1 protein-coding gene is annotated in these 396 nt (G+C 33.1%); it reads right to left on the bottom strand.

Annotation, left to right across the window (positions count from 1 at the left end; all coding sequences use genetic code 11):
- A partial coding sequence (locus KH893_RS12770; RefSeq protein ID WP_281166392.1) for an AraC family transcriptional regulator occupies nucleotides 1-396 on the bottom strand: 396 nt, incomplete at both ends.

Below are 396 nucleotides of genomic sequence, written 5' to 3'. Positions count from 1 at the left end.
TAAGATTCATTAAGACGAACCAAATTCAAATATTCAATCACTGAGTTTCCCATATAATATTTAAAATTTCTTGAAAAATAACTGGTGGATAAGTTGAAGTGTTCGGCAATTTTCGCAACCGTCAAAGCTTCTTTTGAATGTTCTTGAATAAACATGATTATTTCATCCAAGCGTTCAAACGGCTTGTTTGCTGTAGTTAAATCATTTGGTGTTTTTACGATACTGGAAAAATTTTTTGTGAGCAGATAGAGAATCTGAAATATTTGAGATGTCTCGCCAAGCTCGTCCAAAGAACTCGTTTCATGGGAAGCAAATTCGAAGAAATTTTTCAAAGCGGCTTCTAATTCTGTTAAATTCTGTCGATTCTTTGTCGTTAATAATTCCTTGTCAGGAATT

Origin of the sequence: Liquorilactobacillus sicerae (genome assembly GCF_029916425.1) — a bacterium.
GTDB classification, from domain to species: Bacteria; Bacillota; Bacilli; order Lactobacillales; family Lactobacillaceae; genus Liquorilactobacillus; species Liquorilactobacillus sicerae.
The sequence above is the reverse complement of the archived record's forward strand: the minus strand, read 5'-3'. Positions and strand labels throughout refer to the sequence as shown.